This window comes from Nocardioides ginsengisegetis, assembly GCF_014138045.1.
GTDB lineage: Bacteria > Actinomycetota > Actinomycetes > Propionibacteriales > Nocardioidaceae > Nocardioides > Nocardioides ginsengisegetis.
On the sequence record NZ_JACGXA010000003.1, the window covers coordinates 125195 to 141723 of the forward strand.

General features: G+C 71.5%; 20 protein-coding genes. 12 read left to right on the plus strand and 8 right to left on the minus strand.

The features are described from left to right. Window positions 1-41 precede the first annotated feature (41 nt). Window positions 42-428: a VOC family protein gene (locus FB382_RS20145; protein ID WP_182541749.1), complete on the minus strand. Its 387-nt coding sequence runs from the start codon at window positions 426-428 to the stop codon at window positions 42-44. A gap of 138 nt (window positions 429-566) precedes the next feature. Here FB382_RS20145 and FB382_RS20150 point away from each other — a divergent pair, with 138 nt between their 5' ends. The 3 genes from FB382_RS20150 to FB382_RS20160 are packed head-to-tail and all read left to right on the plus strand — an operon-like array spanning window position 567 to window position 4074. Next, entirely contained in the window at window positions 567-929 is a 363-nt protein-coding gene (locus FB382_RS20150; RefSeq protein WP_182541750.1) for a YciI family protein, read from the plus strand. Window positions 930-937: 8 nt separating this feature from the next. Beyond that, the gene (locus FB382_RS20155; protein ID WP_182541751.1) at window positions 938-2149 is read left to right on the plus strand and encodes an RNA polymerase sigma factor; all 1212 of its coding nucleotides are present in this window, start codon (window positions 938-940) and stop codon (window positions 2147-2149) included. Further along, window positions 2146-4074, plus strand: a complete 1929-nt coding sequence (locus FB382_RS20160; RefSeq protein ID WP_182541752.1) for a M3 family metallopeptidase — start codon at window positions 2146-2148, stop codon at window positions 4072-4074. The genes FB382_RS20155 and FB382_RS20160 overlap by 4 nt, the downstream gene beginning before the upstream one ends. A gap of 9 nt (window positions 4075-4083) precedes the next feature. Here the strand turns inward: FB382_RS20160 and FB382_RS20165 are convergent, their stop codons facing one another. The 3 genes from FB382_RS20165 to FB382_RS20175 all read right to left on the minus strand — a co-directional run bounded on the left by FB382_RS20165 (window position 4084) and on the right by FB382_RS20175 (window position 6309). Next, on the minus strand, window positions 4084-4680 hold the full coding sequence (locus tag FB382_RS20165) for a hypothetical protein (protein WP_182541753.1): 597 nt from the start codon (window positions 4678-4680) through the stop codon (window positions 4084-4086). Between the two features lie 270 nt (window positions 4681-4950). Further along, window positions 4951-5097 (minus strand): hypothetical protein, encoded by a 147-nt coding sequence (locus FB382_RS20170; protein WP_182541754.1) that lies wholly within the window; start codon window positions 5095-5097, stop codon window positions 4951-4953. Between the two features lie 33 nt (window positions 5098-5130). Further along, window positions 5131-6309 (minus strand): HNH endonuclease signature motif containing protein, encoded by a 1179-nt coding sequence (locus FB382_RS20175; RefSeq protein WP_246378470.1) that lies wholly within the window; start codon window positions 6307-6309, stop codon window positions 5131-5133. 368 nt (window positions 6310-6677) lie between these two features. Between FB382_RS20175 and FB382_RS20180 the strand changes: the two genes are divergently transcribed. From FB382_RS20180 to FB382_RS20190, 3 genes are all read left to right on the plus strand, one after another. Next, window positions 6678-7376: a PadR family transcriptional regulator gene (locus FB382_RS20180; RefSeq protein WP_220481943.1), complete on the plus strand. Its 699-nt coding sequence runs from the start codon at window positions 6678-6680 to the stop codon at window positions 7374-7376. Next, window positions 7373-7792: a DUF1707 domain-containing protein gene (locus FB382_RS20185; RefSeq protein WP_220481944.1), complete on the plus strand. Its 420-nt coding sequence runs from the start codon at window positions 7373-7375 to the stop codon at window positions 7790-7792. Before FB382_RS20180 ends, FB382_RS20185 begins: the two co-directional genes overlap by 4 nt. Window positions 7793-8038: 246 nt before the next feature. Beyond that, a complete protein-coding gene (locus FB382_RS20190) occupies window positions 8039-8239 on the plus strand; it encodes a hypothetical protein (RefSeq protein ID WP_182541757.1) in 201 nt (66 codons plus the stop codon). On the opposite strand, the gene FB382_RS20195 is transcribed toward FB382_RS20190, so the two are convergent. Then, on the minus strand, window positions 8236-8412 hold the full coding sequence (locus tag FB382_RS20195; RefSeq protein ID WP_182541758.1) for a hypothetical protein: 177 nt from the start codon (window positions 8410-8412) through the stop codon (window positions 8236-8238). The two genes, FB382_RS20190 and FB382_RS20195, sit on opposite strands and share 4 nt — an antisense overlap. A gap of 44 nt (window positions 8413-8456) precedes the next feature. Here FB382_RS20195 and FB382_RS20200 point away from each other — a divergent pair, with 44 nt between their 5' ends. Beyond that, on the plus strand, window positions 8457-9032 hold the full coding sequence (locus FB382_RS20200) for a DUF5655 domain-containing protein (protein WP_182541759.1): 576 nt from the start codon (window positions 8457-8459) through the stop codon (window positions 9030-9032). Window positions 9033-9213: 181 nt separating this feature from the next. On the opposite strand, the gene FB382_RS20205 is transcribed toward FB382_RS20200, so the two are convergent. Then, the gene (locus FB382_RS20205; RefSeq protein WP_182541760.1) at window positions 9214-9993 is read right to left on the minus strand and encodes a hypothetical protein; all 780 of its coding nucleotides are present in this window, start codon (window positions 9991-9993) and stop codon (window positions 9214-9216) included. A gap of 94 nt (window positions 9994-10087) precedes the next feature. Between FB382_RS20205 and FB382_RS20210 the strand changes: the two genes are divergently transcribed. Genes FB382_RS20210 through FB382_RS20230 form a run of 5 tightly spaced genes read left to right on the plus strand, consistent with a single transcriptional unit; the run spans window position 10088 to window position 14937 of the window. Further along, window positions 10088-10360, plus strand: a complete 273-nt coding sequence (locus FB382_RS20210; protein WP_182541761.1) for a DUF3311 domain-containing protein — start codon at window positions 10088-10090, stop codon at window positions 10358-10360. Further along, the gene (gene mctP, locus FB382_RS20215) at window positions 10357-11994 is read left to right on the plus strand and encodes a monocarboxylate uptake permease MctP (protein WP_182541762.1); all 1638 of its coding nucleotides are present in this window, start codon (window positions 10357-10359) and stop codon (window positions 11992-11994) included. Before FB382_RS20210 ends, mctP begins: the two co-directional genes overlap by 4 nt. 23 nt (window positions 11995-12017) lie before the next feature. Continuing rightward, window positions 12018-13235, plus strand: a complete 1218-nt coding sequence (locus FB382_RS20220) for an acyl-CoA dehydrogenase family protein (protein WP_343055701.1) — start codon at window positions 12018-12020, stop codon at window positions 13233-13235. Then, complete coding sequence (locus tag FB382_RS20225; RefSeq protein WP_182541764.1) at window positions 13232-14338, plus strand: aromatic acid exporter family protein; 1107 nt, start codon at window positions 13232-13234, stop codon at window positions 14336-14338. The genes FB382_RS20220 and FB382_RS20225 overlap by 4 nt, the downstream gene beginning before the upstream one ends. Next, complete coding sequence (locus tag FB382_RS20230) at window positions 14335-14937, plus strand: hypothetical protein (protein WP_182541765.1); 603 nt, start codon at window positions 14335-14337, stop codon at window positions 14935-14937. The genes FB382_RS20225 and FB382_RS20230 overlap by 4 nt, the downstream gene beginning before the upstream one ends. A 6-nt stretch (window positions 14938-14943) precedes the next feature. Here the strand turns inward: FB382_RS20230 and FB382_RS20235 are convergent, their stop codons facing one another. Together FB382_RS20235 and FB382_RS20240 are read right to left on the minus strand one after the other, a co-directional pair. After that, window positions 14944-15837, minus strand: a complete 894-nt coding sequence (locus FB382_RS20235; protein ID WP_182541766.1) for a GNAT family N-acetyltransferase — start codon at window positions 15835-15837, stop codon at window positions 14944-14946. Window positions 15838-15921: 84 nt separating this feature from the next. Beyond that, a complete protein-coding gene (locus tag FB382_RS20240; protein WP_182541767.1) occupies window positions 15922-16527 on the minus strand; it encodes a YceI family protein in 606 nt (201 codons plus the stop codon). Between the last annotated feature and the right edge of the window lie 2 nt (window positions 16528-16529).

Sequence of the window (16529 nt, forward strand, 5' to 3'; positions counted from 1 at the left end):
GCGCGGGCCATGGTCCATCGTGGTGGCGGCCAATGGCCCGTTCAGGCGTCGGTGAAGAGGCAGAACGGGTGGCCTGCCGGGTCCAGCATCACGCGTACGTCGTCCTGTGGCTGGTGCCCGGCCTGCGTCGCACCGAGCGACTCGGCGTGGGCCACGCCGGCCTCGAGGTCGGCCACGCCGATGTCGAGGTGGGCCTGCATCTGCTGGTCGCCGGGGCCGGCGGGCCACGTGGGCGGGACGTGCCCGTCCTCGAGCTGGAAGGCCAGGCCGATCGAGGGGCCGGTCGCTCCCGGTGGCTTGAGCACCACCCACTCGTCCTCCTCCTCGCGAAGCTCCCAGCCCAGCAGCGCTCGGTAGAAGCGGCCCAGCGCGCGGGGGTCCGGGGCGCCGAGGACGGTGTTGGACAGCCGGTAGGTCGGGGCGGTCATGGGCCGACCCTAGAAAGTCGGGGCAGTTTCGGAAAGGGTTGTCGTATCCGCTGCCGCCTGACCGTGGTGGTTTCGAGACGGTTGCTGCGCAACCACCTCAACCAACGATCACGACCTGCCCATTCAGGAGGAAATCCCATGTCCCAGTACCTGCTCTCGGTCCACCACACCCCGGACGACCCGATGTTCGACCTCACGCCCGAGCAGATCCAGCCGATCTTCGAGGCCGTCGACGCGTTCAACGAGAAGCTCCGCGCCGAGGGGGCGTGGGTCTTCGCCGGCGGCCTGCACCCGATCGAGTCGGCCACCACCGTCGACTACACCGGCGACGAGCCGGTCGTCACCGACGGGCCGTTCAGCGAGTCCAAGGAGTGGCTCGGCGGCTTCTGGGTGATCGAGGCCGCCGACCTCGACGCCGCCCTGGCCTGGGCGACCGCGGGCTCGAAGGCCTGCGCCGGCAAGGTCGAGGTCCGTCCTTTCCAGGACGAGCCCGAGGCCTGACCTCCCGGATGCAGGAAGCACAGGCGATCGAGCGGATCTACCGCGCGGAGTACGGCCGCGTGGTCGCCTCGCTGGTCCGCCGCTTCGGCGACATCGACATCGCCGAGGAGGCGGCCGGCGAGGCCCTGCTGGTCGCCGTCGAGAAGTGGCCCGTCGACGGCGTTCCGCCCAACCCGGGCGGCTGGCTGACCACGACGGCCGGCAACCGGGCCATCGACCGGATCCGGCGCGAGTCGCGCCGCGACGCCAAGCACCAGGCGGCACTCATGCTGGAGGACGACACCCCCCACGAGCCGACCGGGATCGTCGAGGACGACCGGCTGCGGCTGATCTTCACCTGCTGCCACCCCGCGCTCGCCCCGGACGCGCGGGTGGCGCTGACCCTGCGGCTGCTCGGCGGCCTGACCGTCGCGGAGATCGCGCAGGCCTTCTTCGTCCCCGAGACGACCATGGCCCAGCGGATCACCCGCGCGAAGAAGAAGATCAAGGACACCCACATCCCCTATCGGGTGCCGGGTCCCGAGGACCTGACCGCGCGGCTCGGCGCGGTCCTCGCGGTCGTCTACCTCGTCTTCAACGAGGGCTACCTCGCCAGCTCGGGCGACGCCCCGATCCGCGAGGAGCTCACCGGCGAGGCGATCCGGCTCGGGCGGGTGCTGCGGCAGCTCCTCCCCGACGTCCCCGAGGTCACCGGGCTGCTGGCGCTGATGCTGCTCACCGAGTCACGGCGTACGACGCGGGTGGCCGGCGGCGAGCTCGTCCCGCTGCACGAGCAGGACCGCGGCGGCTGGGACCGCGCCCTGATCGCCGAGGGCCACGACCTGGTCCGGGCGTGCCTGGCCGCCGGCCGACCCGGGCGCTACCAGCTGCTCGCCGCGATCAACGCGGTCCACACCGACGCCCCGGCCGCCGCCGACACCGACTGGGGCCAGATCGCCACGCTCTACGGTCAGCTCGAGGCGCTCGCGCCCAGTCCCGTCGTCACCCTCAACCGCGCGGTCGCGGTCGCCGAGCTCGACGGCCCGGACGTGGCGCTGGCGATGGTCGACCGGCTGCCCCTGCAGGGCTACCACGCCTGGCACGCCACCCGCGCCGACCTGCTCCGCCGCCTCGGCCGCAGCGCCGAGGCGAGGGCGGCGTACGACGCGGCGATCGCGGCCACCGACAACGACGCGGAGCGCGCCTACCTCAGCCGGAGGCGTGGCAGTCTGGCGCCATGAGCGACTCCAGGACTGCCCAGCCCCTGCAGCTGCCCGCCCCCGACGCCACCCGTGAGTGGGTCGAGGCCCGCACCCGCGAGGGACTCGACGGCGTCCGCGCCCTCGTCGAGGAGTTGCGCACGTCCCCGCCGGCCGACGCCCTCGGCGTGCTGCGCCAGTGGGACGAGGTCACCCTGCGGCTGAGCAACGTGGCCGCGGTCGGGTCCTTGCTGTCCAACGTGCACCCGCTCGAGGACGTCCGCACGACCTGCGAGCAGGCCGAGGTCGCCGTCGACAAGCTGGCCACGGAGCTCCGCCAGGACCGCGCGCTGTACGACGTCTTCGCCGCCCTCGACCCGGCCGGGCTCGACGCCGGCGCGGCCCGGCTGCTGGACAAGACGCTGCGCGACTTCACCCGCGCGGGCGTCGACCGCGACGACGCCACCCGGGCCCGGCTGACCGAGATCAACGAGCGGCTGACCACGCTGGGTCAGGACTTCAGCCGCAACATCCGCGACGACGTCCGCACCGTCCGGGTCGCACCCGAGCGGCTGGCGGGGCTGCCGCAGGACTGGCTCGACGCGCACCCCGCGGGCGACGACGGGCTGGTCGGGATCACCACCGACTACCCCGACGCGGTGCCGGCGCGGATGTTCGCGCACGACCCTGAAGTGCGGCGCGACGTGACGGTCGCGTTCCAGTCGCGCGGCTACCCGCAGAACGAGCCGCTCCTGAACGAGATGTTCGCGCTGCGGCACGAGCTCGCCACGCTGGTCGGCTACGCCGACTGGGCGTCGTACGACGCCGAGGTGAAGATGATCAAGGAGGGCCCGGCGATCCCGGCCTTCATCGACCGGATCGCCGACGCGGCGGCCGAGCCTGCCCGTCGCGATCTCGACGTGCTGCTGGCCCGCTTCCGCCAGGACGTGCCCGACGCCGACGCGCTGACCGCGGCCGACGCGTCGTACTACGAGGAGCTGGTCCGCAAGGAGCAGCTCGACGTCGACGCGCAGCTGGTGCGGACCTATTTCGACTTCACCCGCGTGCGGCAGGGCCTCCTCGACGTGACCGGCCGGCTCTTCGGGGTGCGCTACGAGCAGGTCGACGTCCCGGTGTGGCACGAGGACGTGGCGGTGTACGACGTCTTCGCGCTCGACGCGACGGCACCCCTCGGGCGCATCTACCTCGACCTGCACCCGCGCGAGGGGAAGTACAAGCACGCCGCCCAGTTCACCCTCGCCGACGGCGTGGCCGGCCGGCAGCTCGCCGAGGGCGTCCTGGTCTGCAACTTCTCCCGCGGGCTCATGGAGCACGACCACGTCGTCACGCTCTTCCACGAGTTCGGCCACCTCGTGCACCACGTGCTCGGCGGCGGCCAGGAGTGGACCCGCTTCTCCGGCGTCGCCACCGAGTGGGACTTCGTCGAGGCGCCGAGCCAGATGCTCGAGGAGTGGGCGTGGGACCCCGAGATCCTGGGCAGCTTCGCCACCAACGCCGCTGGCGAGCCCATCCCCGCCGACCTGGTCGAGCGGATGCGCACCGCCGACGACTTCGGCAAGGGCTACCAGGCGCGCACCCAGATGTTCTACGCCGCGGTGTCCTACTGGTTCCACACCGACCGGCCCGCCGACCTGACCTCGGCGATGGTCGCGCTGCAGGAGAAGTACGCGCCGTTCCCGTGGATCGAGGGCACCCACTTCTTCGCGAGCTTCGGCCACCTCGGCGGCTACTCCTCGGCGTACTACACCTACATGTGGTCCCTCGTGATCGCCAAGGACCTCTTCAGCGCCTTCGACCCCGCCAACCTCTTCGACCCCGAGGTCGCCGGCCGCTACCGCGACCGCGTCCTCGCCCCCGGTGGCAGCAAGGACGCCGCCGACCTCGTCGCGGACTTCCTCGGCCGGCCCTACACCTTCGACGCGTACGCCGCCTGGCTGGCGCGGTAGCGCTGGCGACTACGACGGCAGGGCGGCGCACCCAGGCCCGGCGGCGAGGATGAAGTGCGCGTTGTCCTGCCAGATGTAGTGGTGGGAGCCTTGGTGGTAGTAGACCCGCAGGTGCTCGATCTCGGCGGTCACCTCGGGATCCTCCAGGTGGAGGTACATGAGCACGTTGTCGATGGCGCCGGTCGACGCGGGGGCCAGCGCGAAGCCCGTCAACGGTCGGCTGGACCGCATCAGCAGGCGCTGCTCGTCGCTCATCTCCCGCGGCGGATCCCCCTGGACGTGCCCCAACAGCGATCGATCGCCGCTCACGTCAGCGACACGGGCCGCCGTGAGGGTGACGCGCGTGGCCCCGACGAGCTCGGCACTGTCCAGCGTGACGGGCTCGTCCGAGGCGTTCCGGACGACATCGAGCCCGACCACCATGTCGGTCGCGTCCCGCTTGGTCATGCACGACGTGACGGAGTCACCCCCGGGTCCGAGCGGGCCGCCCAGCATCGGCGGCGTAGACCAGGGTGAGGTGGCCGCCCAGCTCAGGACGAGGACGGCCGCGCCTGCGCCAACGATCAGTGGCATCCGGGTGCCGGCGCGCAGTGTTCGGTCGAGCATGGGACCCCCGAGAGTCGAAACAACACGTGAGCGCATCCTGCACGACGAGCCGTCCCACACCTTCGACGCGCACGTCGGCCTTGGGCGACGCCGTCGGGTGCAGGTGGCCGCGCCTGCGGCGCGGTTCACAGGATTACGTGGTCACCGCAGGGTTCGCACGAGGTGCCTCCGGGCCCTGCTTGCCGGCTTTCGGTCGCCTGGCTCGACCGTCGTGATCAAGGTTCACAGATTGATCGTCCGTCGGTCCATGCCCGCCCCGCCCCGGCCGGCTCAGCTCGGCCGGCTGACGTCGGGGCGCACCGAGGGGTTGCACCGGGCGCAATTCTCCCGGCGGCCGCGGTGCTGGAAGCCGGTCGCGGTGATGTGCCACAGGCCGAACCAGACGTTGTAGCCCGGTTTCATCCCCTGCGCGTCCATGTGTCCACTCTCGCGTGCGTTTGGTCGGTCGGTCTATGTCCGCCTTGTGAAGGCGACCTTCCCGCCGGTCTGCTTGGTCATCGTGAACTTCGGGTCATGGGCCCGGGCGTGGTGGTGCGGGCACAGGAGCATGCCGTCCTTGTTGGTCTCGCCGCCTTCGCTCCAAGGGATCGGGTGGTGTCCGTGGCACAGGCCGGGTGGCCAGTCGCATCCTTCGGCGTTGCAGCCGCCCTGCTCGATGGCCATCGCGATGCGCTGGGACTCGGTGTGGAAGCGGCGCTTGCGGCCGAGGTCGAGCACCTGGGACTTGCCGCCGAGGACGGCCGGGATGATGCCCGCTTCACACGCCAGCCGGCGGGCCTGGCCGGCGGTGATCCGCTCGCCGGTGTCCAACGACGCCGCCTTCAGCCCACCCATGAGCGTCGAGATGTCCATGGTCACCACGACGGTGGCGCTGACGCCGCCGGCCTTCGGGAGGCGCTTGATCGGGTAGCGCTCGATGAGCTCGACGAACGCCTGACCCATCCGCTCCGCCGACGGTCGCCGCTCACCAACTGAACCGTCGACCGCGGCGCGGTGCTTGGGAGCCGCGAACGCGAGCAGTGCCTTCTTCAACATGGCGGCCTGCGCGGACGGGAGCGTGAACCGGCCGTGCACCTTGCCGTGCCCGTCGTCGGTCATGGTCAGCTTGGTGGACCGGGCCGCGTCGCGCTCCTCGTCCTCGAGCTGCTTGGCCTCGTGCGCCTCGGCGGCGTCGGGGTCCAGGAACTCCAGGATCCGCCGGCCCAGCCTCTTCAACGCCTGCGCGTCGTGCTCGGCGGCGAACTTGATCAGCATCGCCTCCGCCTCGTCGCGATGCTCGACCGGGAGGACCTCGACCGCATCGACGATCACCCGCGCCTGGTCGACCAGGACATCGCCCGCGGCCACCGCCGTACGCAACGCGGGCCTCGCCGCGAGGCCGACGGCGAGCCGCATCTTCCCGTGCGCCGTCGTGCGGGTCTGGTGGGTGGCGTGCGCCCAGAAGTTCGTGGTCGAGGTCGCGCCGACCGAGTCCCCGACCCCGACGGTCTTGGCGTGCTCGGCGACCCGCATCTCCAGCTCCGCGAGCTGGGCGGACAGCCGGGTCACGGCCGTCAGGGTCGCGGCGGACTCCTCCGGCGACATCGACCACAGCGACACATCCGAGAGCTCCGCAAGCTTCGACTGCATGGCCTCGACAGCACGCGACACCTGGTGTCGAGGCGGCTGCTGGACCATCGCTGTCATGGGTCAACTCAACACATGACCACCGACAATTTCGGGCCTGAAAGCCACCTATCCACAGCGTTGGAAAGTAAAGCTTTGAACCTCGATCACAACGGTCGAGCAAGGTGACCGAAAGCCGGGAATCAGGGTCCGGAGGCACCTCGTGCGAACCCTGCGGTGGCCACGTAATTCTGTGAACCGCGCCGAAGGCGCGAGGACCTTGTGTGGCCCGTCTTCGCGATCTACGCTAGCGATATATCGCGAACAGTCGCCGACAGTCACCGAACAGTCGCCGTGACGCGATACTCCGAACCATGGAAAGGAGTCCTGTCATGGGACACAAGGGATTCAACCGACAGTGGGCCGCCCACGCCGAGCAGGAGTGGTGCCAGCACCGCAACCGCGGCGGCTGGGGCGGCTTCGGGCCGGGTGGACCGGACGGCTTCGGCCGCTCCGGACGCCAGGGCCCGCCGCCGTGGGTCGCCGGCCTCTTCGGGCTGGCCCAGGGCGAGCAGCAGCGTGGACCGCGGGTCCGCCGGGGCGACGTACGCGCCGCCATCATCGACGTCGTCGCCACCGGCACCGAGTCCGGTGAGCCGATGAACGGCTACCAAGTCATCCAGCAGATCGCCGAGCGGTCGGGCGGGGAGTGGCGGCCGAGCCCGGGCTCGGTCTACCCGACGATCCAGCAGCTCCAGGACGAGGGCCTGATCCGGACCGAGGACGTCCGCGGCCGGGTCACGCTCCACCTCACCGACGAGGGTGCGGCGTACGTCGAGGCCAACCCCGACGAGCTCGCCTCGGTGTGGGCGCCGTTCGAGCGGCGCAGCCAGCGTCGCCCGGACTACGGCGACCTCAAGCCGGAGATCGGGCAGGTCATGGGCGCGGTCTGGCAGATCGTCACCACCGGCACCGACAAGCAGCGCCGCGACGCGATCGAGGTCCTCATCGAGACCCGCCGCAAGCTCTACGGCCTGCTGGCCGAGGGCGACGCCGCGGACGTCGACGAGGAGAACGGAGAGGAACAGTGAGCGAGCAGCACCTGCGGATGAGCGACGCCGAGCGCGAGCAGGCGGCCGCCGAGCTGGGCGAGCACTACGCCCAGGGCCGGCTCACCGCCGAGGAGCACGCCGAGCGGCTCGACCAGGTCTGGGCCGCCCGCACGCGCGGCGAGCTGACCCCGATCTTCTCTGACCTGCCCGGGCAGTTCGGCCGCACGCAGCAGCGCGCGACGTTCACCGCCCCGCGCAGCCCGTCGTACGACGGACGCCGCGGCGGCCCCTTCCGCCGAGGCATCCCGGGGCCGGTCTTCGTGGTGCTGGCGATCCTGCTGGTGTTCACCGTCGTGACGCACCTGCCGCTGATCGTGCTCGGGCTGCTGGTGTGGTGGTTCGTGGCGACCCGCCACCACCGCCACCACCCGCTCGCCCGCGGGCGTCGCTGCTGATCGGGGAAACACACCGCGTGGGATCTCGGGCGCGGCGATACTCGCCAGGTGATCTCGGCTCGTTCAACCACCGTGGCGGTCGCCCTGATCCTGACGGCCACCGCCTGCACGGGTCCCGGCTCCGCGTCGGACCCAGCGCACGACGCCTGGACCGCGCGCGATGCGCTTCCCAGTTGTGGCCGCGTCCGGATGGATCAGGGTGACTCGCTGCAGCGCGCGAGCGCCGACGGCATGCAATGCCTTCTGATGGCGATGCGTTCCGGCGAGGGCGGGGAGTTCGTCCTGACCCGCCCCACGACCGAGGGGGACCCGATCACCACCTACTACCGGGTCCTGCCGGACGGCACCTTCGAGACCTACGTCGACAACACGGCCGACCACTACGGCAGCGGTCGGTGGGAGTACCGACGCTGCAGCACGCGCAGCCCGTCCCTGAGCCCCTGCTAACCGACGAGCTTGAGCGCCACGATCGCCAGGAGCAGCAGCACCACGAGAGCGGCGACGCCGGCCAGCACGCGCGGCAGCATCGAGCGGCCGGCGGACTCCTCGGTGCGGTCCCGGTCGACGAAGGCCTGGAACATCTGGGTGCTGGCGGCGGGGTCGAGATCGTTGTCCGGCATGGGCGACAACGCTACCGGGCGCGCTCCTGCCTAGGCTCGGCGCCATGAGCGCGAAGTCCCCCGAGCAGATGATGGCCGCCGTCACCGCGTCGATGGCCGAGCGCACGGGGCGCACCCTCGACGAGTGGGTGGCCGCGGTCGAGGCGAGCGGGGTCGACCCGCTCGACCAGAAGGCGGTGCGCGCCTGGCTCAAGGACACGCACGGCGTCCTGCAGAACACCCAGTGGGCGATCGCCTTCGAGGCGGCCCGCCGCAACGGCTGGGTCGAGCCGGACGTGGAGGGCTACATCGAGAGCCAGTACGCCGGCCCCAAGGCCGGGATGCGGCCGGTCTTCGACGCGGTCCGGGCGCTGCTCGAGTCCCTGGGTGACGACGTGTCGGTCGAAGGGCGAGGCGGCTACACGCCGTTCGTCCGGCGCCGCCAGTTCGCGGCGGTCGCGGCGGCCACCCGCACCCGCGTCGACCTCGGGCTGCGGTTCACCGACGCCCCCGACTCGTCGCTGCTCACGCCCGCCACCGCGCCGGGCCAGTCCACGCACAAGCTCGGGCTGACGAGCACCGACGACCTCACCGACGAGGTCGAGGCGCTGGCGCGGGCGGCCTACGACCAGAACGGCTGATGCGGAGCAGGCCCCCAGCCGGTCGAGACCACCTCACGAGGAGTCTTCCGCGACCCCGACCTCCGGGGTTACCGTCCGATTGCCGGACGTCGGGGGCGTCGGCCGGTCTCGGGCAGGAGCGCCACCGCTACGCGCCGTACCCCCTGCCCGAAGCTCCCCCCGCATCGGGCAGGGGGGTCGGTCACGCGCCGGCGCGCTCGCGCAGCAGCTCCCGGGTCCACGTGAAACAAGCCGCGGACAGCTCCACCGGATCGCCTGCGCCCGGCAGCAACGCCGTCAGCCGCTCGGCCACGTCGGTCGGCAGGTCGGTGTGCAGGTAGCGCAGCCCGAAGTCGTGCCGCCACGGGCAGTGCTTGACGCGCAGCAGCCGGACCAGCGGGGTGAAGCCGAACGCCAGGTAGAACTGGGTGGCCTCAGCCTCCTGCCCGCGCCGGATCGCCCGGTTGACCAGCCACTCCGACGTCGCCGTGCGTTGCCCGATCTGGTCGACGGCCTCCGCGATGGCCCGCTGCAACGCCTCCTCGTCGTCGTGCCGCAGCACGACGAGCCCCTCCGGGTCGTGGACGACGACGGGCGTGCCGTGCCGGCGTACGTCGACGTGCCGGTGCTCGTCGGACAGGTCCGACAGGTGCAGGTCGACGATCCGGGTCGGCGCGGTCAGCGCGCCGGGGTCCGGGGCGTGGTTGACGAAGCACTGGCGTCCGTCGGGCCAGGTCGAGAGCGGCAGCTCCCACACGTGGTCGACGTCGAAGTCGGCGCGGATCCGCGTGAGCAGCCGGTCGTAGACGTCGTGGACGGTGCCCGGGGTGCAGAGCACGTCGAGGTCGAGGTCGGACCACTCGTCGTACCCGCCGGTGGCGGCGGAGCCGCCGACCCAGATGCAGAGGACGTCGGGGTCGGACTCGCCGGTGGCGGCCAGCCAGGCCAGCCAGTCGTCGTAGCGGGAGAGGTCAGTCGGCACGCAGCAGACCCTAGGAGGCGGTCGGCCCCGGGGCGACCCGGTTTTGGTGGCCTAGGGTCGGGGTACTCATAGGTCACCACACTCGGAGGTGCACATGACCGACGCGCCCGACCGCCCGAACGGCGGATCATCGCGAGGACTCTGGATCCTCATCTACTGCCTGCTCGTCCCCGCGGTGGTCGTCCCGCTGCTGGTGCCGCTCTACGACAAGGCCGGCCCGACGCTGTTCGGGTTCCCCTTCTACTACTGGTTCCAGTTCGCGCTGATCATCGGCGCCGCGATCCTGACGCTGAGCGCCTACGTGGTGTCGACGAAGGCCGACGCCCGCGAGCGCGCCGCCCGCCTCGAGCGGAGGGACCGGCGATGAACGGCGTGGTGGTCGGAGTCTTCGTCTTCCTGTTCCTGCTGGTCACCGTGCTGGGCTTCGCGGCCGCGCGCTGGCGCCGGGCGGAGTCGCTGGACAGCCTCGACGAGTGGGGGCTGGGCGGCCGCGGCTTCGGCACGTTCGTCGCGTGGTTCCTGATCGGCGGCGACATCTACACGGCGTACACCTTCATCGCGGTCCCCGCGACGTTGTACGCCGGCAGCGTGGTCGGCTTCTTCGCGGTGCCCTACACGATCGTGATCTACCCCCTGATCTTCCTGTTCCTGCCGCGGCTCTGGTCGGTCTCGCACAAGCACGGCTACGTCACGCCGGCCGACTTCGTGCAGGGCCGCTACGACTCCAAGGGCCTCGGCCTCGCGGTCGCCGTCACCGGCCTGCTCGCGACGATGCCCTACATCGCCCTCCAGCTGGTCGGCATGCAGGTGGTGCTCGAGGTGATGGGCCTGGGCACCGGCAGCGACAACTGGTTCGTGCAGGACCTGCCGCTGTTCCTGGCGTTCGCCGTGCTCGCGGCCTACACCTACTCCTCGGGGCTGCGGGCGCCCGCACTGATCGCCTTCGTCAAGGACACGCTGATCTACATCGTGATCCTCGTGGCCGTCTTCTACCTGCCCTCGCAGGTCGGCGGCTGGAGCCACATCTTCAGCGCCGCCCAGGACAGCTTCAATGCGTTCAACACCGACAACGCCGACGCGGTCGCGGCCGGCACGGTCCCCGGCAAGGGCACGATCCCGCCGGGTGCCGCCCAGTGGGCCTACGCCTCGCTCGCCCTCGGGTCGGCGCTGGCGCTGTTCATGTACCCGCACTCGATCACCGGCGTCCTCTCCACCCGCAGCCGCAGCGTGATCCGGCGCAACGCGGCCCTGCTGCCGGCGTACTCCTTCCTGCTCGGGCTGCTCGCCCTGCTCGGCTTCGTCGCCATCGCGGCCGGCGTGAAGGTCGACAACCCGCAGCAGTCGGTGCCGCAGCTGTTCGAGAACGAGTTCCCCGCGTGGTTCGCCGGCGTCGCCTTCGCGGCGATCGTCATCGGCGCGCTCGTGCCTGCGGCGATCATGTCGATCGCGGCCGCCAACCTGTGGACCCGCAACGTCTACAAGGCCTTCATCAACCCGGCGGCGACGCCGAAGCAGGAGGCGACCCAGAGCAAGGTCGTCTCGCTGCTGGTGAAGTTCGGCGCGCTGGTCTTCGTGCTGGCGCTGTCCGACCAGTTCGCGATCAACCTGCAGCTGCTGGGCGGTGTCTGGATCCTGCAGACGTTCCCGGCGATCGTGGTCGGGCTCTACACCCGCTGGCTGCACCGGTGGGCGGTGCTGGCCGGCTGGGCCGTGGGCATGGCCTACGGCACCTGGCTCGCGTACGGCGTCCCGCTGCCGACCGACCCGTCCAGCCACTTCGGCGGCCCGCTGGTGCTCTTCCCGGGCACCGACACGAAGGTCTACATCGCGCTGATCGCGTTCCTGGCCAACCTGCTGGTGGCCGTCGTGCTGACCGTGGTCCTCCGCGCAGCCGGTGTCGGGGCGGGCGTCGACCAGACCCACGCCGACGACTACACGGCCGACGTCGGTGAGGAGGGTGTCGCCGAGGAGCTCGACGTCCACGCGCCGGCGCACGCCTGACCCGGATCGGTATGGTCGAGGACGTGACGACCCCATCGTTCGAGCTCGGCCAGGACCACCTCGACCTGAAGGCCTGGGTCCACGACTTCGCGGCGGAGGTGATCCGACCAGCGGCGTCCGAGTGGGACGAGCGCGAGGAGTTCCCGTGGCCGGTCCTCGAGGAGGCCGCGAAGATCGGGCTCTACTCGATCGACTTCTTCGCCACCCAGAGCTTCGACGAGACCGGCCTGGGCATCCCGATCGCCATGGAGGAGATCTTCTGGGGCGACGCCGGCATCGGCCTGTCCATCGTCGGCACCGCGCTCGCCGCGGCCGGGGTGAGCTCCAACGGCACCCCCGAGCAGGTCGGCGAGTGGGTCCCCCAGATGTTCGGGAGCCCTGGTGATCTCAAGCTGGCCGCGTTCTGCTCCTCCGAGCCCGACGCCGGCAGCGATGTCGGCGCGATGCGCACCCGGGCGACGTACGACGAGGCCACCGACGAGTGGGTCCTCAACGGCACCAAGACCTGGGCCACCAACGGGGGCCTGGCCGACATCCACGTCGTGACGGCGGTCGTCGACCCCGAGCTGCGCACCCGCGGCCAGGCCAGCTTCATCGTGCCGCCGGGCACGAAGGGGCTCAGCCAGGGCCAGAAGTTCCACAAGCACGGCATCCGCGCCAGCCACACCGCCGAGGTCGTGCTCGAGCAGGTCCGGGTCCCCGGCCGCTGCCTCCTCGGCGGCAAGGAGAAGCTCGACGCCCGCCTCGCCCGGGCCCGCGAGGGCGGCGCCAGCGGCGGCAAGAACGCCAGCATGGCGACCTTCGAGCGGACCCGCCCGGCGGTCGGCGCCCAGGCGATCGGTATCGCCCGCGCGGCCTACGAGGTGGCGCTGGACTACGCCAAGACCCGCGAGCAGTTCGGCAAGCCGATCATCGAGAACCAGGCCATCGCGTTCATGCTCGCCGACATGGCGACCTCCATCGAGGCCAGCCGCCTGTTGGTGTGGCGGGCCGCGTGGCTGGCGGCGAACGGCAAGCCCTTCGACCAGGCCGAGGGCTCGATGTCCAAGCTCTTCGCCGGCGAGACGGCCGTGAAGGTCACCGAGCGCGCCATGCAGATCCTCGGCGGCAACGGCTTCACCCGGGAGTACCCCGTCGAGCGGATGGCCCGCGACGCCAAGATCTACACCATCTTCGAGGGCACCTCGGAGATCCAGCGCCTCGTCATCGCGCGAGCCATCTCCGGGGCGCCCATCAGGTGAGCCGGCTCGGGCTGCCCGCGCGACCTCGGTGGGTCGGGCGCGGGCGGCTCCGGGACCCAGTCTTCTGGGCCGAGGTCATCCAGGTCGTCAAGACCGTGGCCGCCGGCGTCATCGCCTGGCTGCTCGCCACGCGCGTCTTCGATCTCCAGCAGTCGTTCCTCGCCCCTTGGGCCGCCCTGCTGGTCGTGCACGCCACCGTCTACCGCACGTTCTCCCTCGGCGCCCGCCAGGTGGGGGCCACGGTGGCAGGCGTCCTGGTGGCCTGGCTGGTCGGCCACGCTCTCGGGCTCGACCCGGTCGCGGTGGGCGCGGTGCTCCTGGCGGGGCTGGCGATCGGCGCGCTGCCCTGGTTCGAGGACCAGGGGACCACCGTGGCCGCTACGGCACTGGTCGTGCTGACGACCGGCTTCTCCACCAACGACCACGCGCTGGTCTCGCGCCTGCTGGACACCGGCATCGGCATCGGGGTCGGGCTCGTGGTCAACCTGGTCGTGTGGCCACCCCTGCGACAACGTACGGCGATCGCCGCGCTGGACGCGCTCGACGACAAGATCGGGCGGCTGCTGGTCGACATGGGCGAGGGGCTGCTCGGGGACCTGTCGGGCGACACCGTCCACGACTGGCTCGAGCGCCTCCGCCAGTTGGACAGCGATCTCGACCACACCTGGGCGCTGGTGCGCCAGGCCCGCGAGAGCGCGCTGCTGAACGTGCGGCGCCAAGCTCACGCGTTCCGCGACCCGCAGCTGTGGGTCCGGTTGCTGCAGGGCCTGGAGCAGGCCATCGCCGAGACGATGAGCATCTCGCGCACCCTGACGCTGGCGACCCAGGACGGACCGGCCTGGCACGACGAGTTCCGCTCCGAGTACGCCCGGATCCTGCGCGCGAGCGGTGAGGCGATCGAGGCCGCGGACCGGGCCCGGTTGCGGCGGTGCCGCGATGACCTGGACCGGATGGTGGAGGTGGGGGCGCGGGGCACCGCCGACCTGTGGCCGGTCTACGGTGCCCTGGTGGTCAACCTGCGCAACATCCTCGACGCCCTGGACGAGGTGGCCGCGGTGAATCCGCTGGCCCAGCCGCCCAAGCCCTTCCGGCGGACCGCATGAGTGAGCGCCTCCGCTTCGCCGGCCGGATCGCCGGCCTCGGGTCCACCAGCGGCACGCGCGTCGTCGTGGGCCGCTGGCAGGACACGCCGTACGGCGCCTTCGCGGACGCGATGGTCGAGACCTCCGACGGGCACCGGGTGCTCCTCGCGCCGACCCGCGAGGTGGCCGACCTGCTCGACGCGACGTACTTCTTCGACGAGGTGCGCGTCGAGCCCTTCGCCGTCACCGACTCCCCGCACGGCTGGGACGTCCGGTCGCCCTCGTTGGCGCTGGACCTGGTCCTCGGCCGCCGCCGGCCCGTCGGGCACGTGCTGCGGGCCGTGCCGCGCCGCCTTGCCGAGCACCCGGCGTGGTGCACGGTGACCGACCCCGGCGCCCGGCTCGTGATGCGCGGGGTCCGGACCCGTGGCTCGGCGCGCGGCGGCCGCCGTGAGTGGTACGGCGCCACCGACCTGCACGACCTCACCTGGGCCAGCGGCTCGTTCGACGGCGCCGACCTGGGCGAGCTCGCCCCCGTCGACCCGCCGTGCCGCTACGGCTTCAGCTCCGCACCGCGGCGCCCGTCGGTCACCCGCGTGGTCAGCACCATCGAGGTCTGAGCCTGCTCAGAGCGCGATCGCGCGGTTGACCCAGTTGGAGGTCACGACCATGCCGACCTTCTCGTAGAGGCTGAGCGCGCCGGTGCGGGAGTCGGTCGACAGCTCGCAGCTCTTCGCGCCGTGCGCGACGGCCTCGCGGAAGGAGTCGACGAGCAGGCACTGGGCCAGGCCGCGGCCGCGCTCGTTCTTGTCGGTCGCGAGCCGGGCGATGAAGCCGCCGGCGGGCCCGAGCTGGACGTTGGCCATCGCCACGACCGATCCCGAGGCGTCGGTGACGCAGCGCAGCTGCCACGGCGCGAAGCCCGGGCGGCCGACGATCTCGGCCTGCCAGTCCTCGAACGGCTCGCGGTCCCGGTCGGCCCACTCGAGGAAGGCGTCCTCCTGGACGGTCCAGCACGCGGCGTACTCGGACTCCTCGGCCGTGCGGACGGCGTAGCCCTCGGGGAGCTCGCGGTCCGGGATGGTCGCGCCCTCGGGGAGCTGGAGCACCCAGCTGTTCCAGCGGACGTGGTAGCCGAGGCCCTCGAGGAGGCGGTCGCCGGGCGAGTCCGCCGGGACCGGCATGCCGATGACGGAGTAGCCGCGCTCGCGGGCCTTGTCCTGCATCCAGGTGGCGATGGCGGTGCCGAGGCCGCGGCCGCGGTGGTCGGGGTGGACGGCGGCGTCGCCGCGCTCGTGGCCGACGACCTCGCCGTAGCCGACGAGGTGGCCGCCGACGAAGACGCCGAGCGAGCTGGCGCCGAGGTCGTGGCTGGGGCGGGCCCAGTCGCCGACGATGTCGGCCTCCTCGATCACGGCCTCGCCGATGTCGTGCCGCTCCTGCGCGGCCATCAGCTCGAAGACGGCGGTGGCGTCGCCCTGCTCGAGCGGGCGCGTGGTGTAGCCGGACGGGATGCTCATGGGAGGTATGAAGCCACAGAAATGCCGAACGGGCCGCCCATTTTCATGGGCGACCCGTGCAGTGGTCCTGACCGGCCCCGCAGATCAGGCGTTCTTGATGGCCGAGACGTCGAACTCGAGCTTGACCTTCTCCGAGACGAGCACGCCGCCGGTCTCGAGCGCAGCGTTCCAGCTCAGGCCCCAGTCCTTGCGGTTGATCGAGGTCGCGCCTTCGAAGCCGACGCGGAGGTTGCCGAAGGGGTCCTGGGCCGAGCCGGTGGACTCGAACTCGATGGTGACCGGCTTGGCGACACCCTTGACGGTCAGGTCGCCGGCGATGGTCCAGTCGTCCCCGTCGCGCTCGACCTTGGTGGAGACGAAGGTGATGGTCGGGTTGGCCTCGGCGTCGAAGAAGTCGGGGGACTTGAGGTGGCCGTCGCGGTCGGCGACACCGGTGTCGATGCTGGCGGTCTGGATGGTGAGCTCGACCTTCGAGGCGGCCGGGTTCGCGGTGTCGATGTGCGCGGTGCCGGCGAAGTCGGTGAACTGGCCGCGGACGGTGGTGACCATCGCGTGGCGGGCGCTGAAGCCGAGACGGGTGTGGGTCGGGTCGATCGTGTAGTCGCCGGTGATGTCCTCGACGACCGTGGTGGGGGCGTCGAAGGCGTGGTCGAGGACGGCGGTCTTGCTGCTGCGGTTGAAGAAGTTCATGG